This is a genomic window from Helicobacter sp., from assembly GCF_029067145.1.
In the GTDB taxonomy this organism is placed as follows: Bacteria; Campylobacterota; Campylobacteria; order Campylobacterales; family Helicobacteraceae; genus Helicobacter_D.
In genome coordinates this window covers 1-2367 of the sequence record NZ_JAIEFA010000049.1, presented here as the reverse complement: position 1 = coordinate 2367, position 2367 = coordinate 1, and the positions used below count along the sequence as shown (strand labels likewise).

The following is a 2367-nucleotide window of genomic DNA, read 5'->3' as shown; positions in this document are numbered from 1 at the left end:
TTTGCACTTTTGAGGAGTTTAAGGCTCTTTGTGTGGTGCTAAGGGAAAGTGTGGTTAAGGTAAAAATTGCGCAAAAATCGCAAGAAAACAAACAGGATAAAATGGGTTTGCTTTATCAATATCTCACGAGCTCTGAATTTAAAATGCAAATAGAAGCAATTGTGGAGGGATTTACACAAATGCAGAGTGATTTGGATTCCGAAAAACGCGCAATGCAGAGATTATGGAAGCAGCGCGAAAAGCAGATTCAAAAGGTGCTTGAAAATACGATTGATATGTATGGTTCTATTAAAGGAATCGCAGGAAATGCAATTGGCAATGTGAAAGCCTTAGAGATTCCTTTTAATCAAAATTTGATAGAGGATTCTAACACTTAATCAAGTTTCCAATTAATCGGCGTTTTGCCGAGTTTTTGTAGAATCGCATTGGTTTTTGAAAAATGCCGACAGCCCAAAAATCCGCTACGCGCTAAAGGGGAAGGGTGGGCAGCCTCAAGAATAAAGTGTTTATCGGGGTTAATCAAACTTTTTTTGGCTTTTGCGTAGTTTCCCCATAATAAAAAAACAATCCCCTCGCAATGCGTATTGATTTGTGAAATGACGGAATCTGTAAAATGTTGCCAGCCAAAATGTTGGCAAGAAGTGGGTTTGCCTGCTTCCACACTTAAAATGCTATTTAAGAGCAAAACTCCCTCCCGCGCCCAAGAGCTTAAATCTCCGCTTTGGCTAGGTGGAATCCCTAAATCTGCTTGCAATTCTTTATAAATATTCTGTAACGAGGGTGGAATCCTAACCCCATTAGGCACAGAAAAAGACAATCCCATTGCTTGATTTGGCTGATGATAAGGGTCTTGCCCTAGAAGCACGACTTTGAGTTTGTCCAAAGGCGTGAGATTAAAAGCGTTAAAAAGGAGTTTAGCAGGAGGATAAAGAATCGCACCTTTTGCCCTAGCAGCAAGATAATGTTGCTTAATTTCTGCGAAATAAGGAGACAAAAATTCATCTTTTAAAAGCTCTTTCCAACCTTGTTCCATTTTGATATTTTCAAGTTTGATTTGCGATTCCATTGTTTTGCCTCTATTTGTTTGTGCGGCGGTTGTCGCGCATAATTGCATTAAAACGTTGCAATAAAATAGGGTTGCTTGAAATATCAAAATTGCCAATAATGCGTGTAACATCGCGTTCATCTAGCACACCTAGTGCTTCTTTTAGCATCATTGCAAAGGCAAGTTCATCTTCGCTTAAAATCACATCGCCAAGTTTTTTTGTATATTGTTTAATCAGTGCTTTTTCTTCCTTTTCTCTGTCGCGGTCTTCAATCAAAACGCGTTCAATATGCGAAAGCACTTGAAATTTTTTGGCTTTGAGCACAGGGCGCGTATAGGCTTTAGTAAGAGACATAATACGTTCAATAATCTCATTTTTTTCTTCTTCATTTTCGTAAAATTGTTCGTAATTTTCATACATAGAATCTGGGTAATAATCGCGGATAATGTCGTATTTGAGTAAGGCAATTTTGCTCAAACGTTCTTGATTATTTTGCGCACTCATATTTGCAATACTTTCACGCAAAAAGTTTATATCTTCTCGGCGGTCTCCATAAAATTTTAATTGCTCAAATCGTTCCTCTGCAGGATAAAATTCGCATAACTTTTCAATCCTATCTAACAGAATTTCTTGAAAAGAACGATAAGCAACTTCTGTAATTTGCGTCATTTGCTTGTATTGTTTATCACTAGATTGAGACAGAACAAGCTCAATGGCTTCGTTTAAATCGTATTTTTCTAGGATTTTTTCTATTGCGTCATAAAGAATCGCGAAATTAATTTCCTCTACTGAAATCGCGTGATAAACAAGCTCTAATTCTCGTTCAATATTATTTGTGTCCTCTCCGGGTATAATTTCTGTTTCTTTGTCTGCACGCAAGGTATTCATATATTTTGTAATACGTTCTTTGGAGGTTTGCTTAAAAAGCTTTGCAAGGTCTGACATTGGCATACTTTCAAGCTTCTCTTTTGTATAGCCATATTGGCTTAATTGCCAAATAATTTCGCGTCTGTTCATCAAATCACCTCTTATGATGGAATGTCAAGTTTTGCCTCTTGTAAGGCAAGCCAAGTCTTAAGTGCTTGAATATGCTCTTTTGTATCGTGGCAACGAATAATGCTTGCGCCGTTTTTTAGGGATTCTAAATGAATCGTAAGAGTGCCGCTTAATCGTTCCTCCACACTACAAGGAGTGATTTTATCAATCAGACTTTTGCGACTTGCGCCAACCAAAAGAGGATAACCAAAGTGCAAAAAATGTCCTAAATGCTTAATAAGTGCCAAATTGTGCTCTAAGGTTTTGCCAAATCCTATGCCAATAT

The 2367-nt window shown here is 37.6% G+C and carries 4 protein-coding genes; 1 reads left to right on the top strand and 3 read right to left on the bottom strand.

Annotated features, from left to right (window positions below; genetic code table 11):
* The coding region (locus K2N75_RS05325; protein WP_300120125.1) for a DUF2130 domain-containing protein at nucleotides 1-377 on the top strand (377 nt) is incomplete at its 5' end.
* On the opposite strand, the gene ung is transcribed toward K2N75_RS05325, so the two are convergent.
* The 3 genes from ung to K2N75_RS05310 all read right to left on the bottom strand — a co-directional run.
* On the bottom strand, nucleotides 374-1066 hold the full coding sequence (ung, locus tag K2N75_RS05320; protein WP_300120123.1) for a uracil-DNA glycosylase: 693 nt from the start codon (nucleotides 1064-1066) through the stop codon (nucleotides 374-376). The genes K2N75_RS05325 and ung overlap by 4 nt on opposite strands.
* A gap of 10 nt (nucleotides 1067-1076) precedes the next feature.
* The gene (locus K2N75_RS05315; RefSeq protein WP_300120121.1) at nucleotides 1077-2063 is read right to left on the bottom strand and encodes a hypothetical protein; all 987 of its coding nucleotides are present in this window, start codon (nucleotides 2061-2063) and stop codon (nucleotides 1077-1079) included.
* 11 nt (nucleotides 2064-2074) lie between these two features.
* Nucleotides 2075-2367: dihydropteroate synthase (locus K2N75_RS05310; RefSeq protein WP_300120119.1), on the bottom strand; the 293-nt coding region annotated here is incomplete at its 5' end.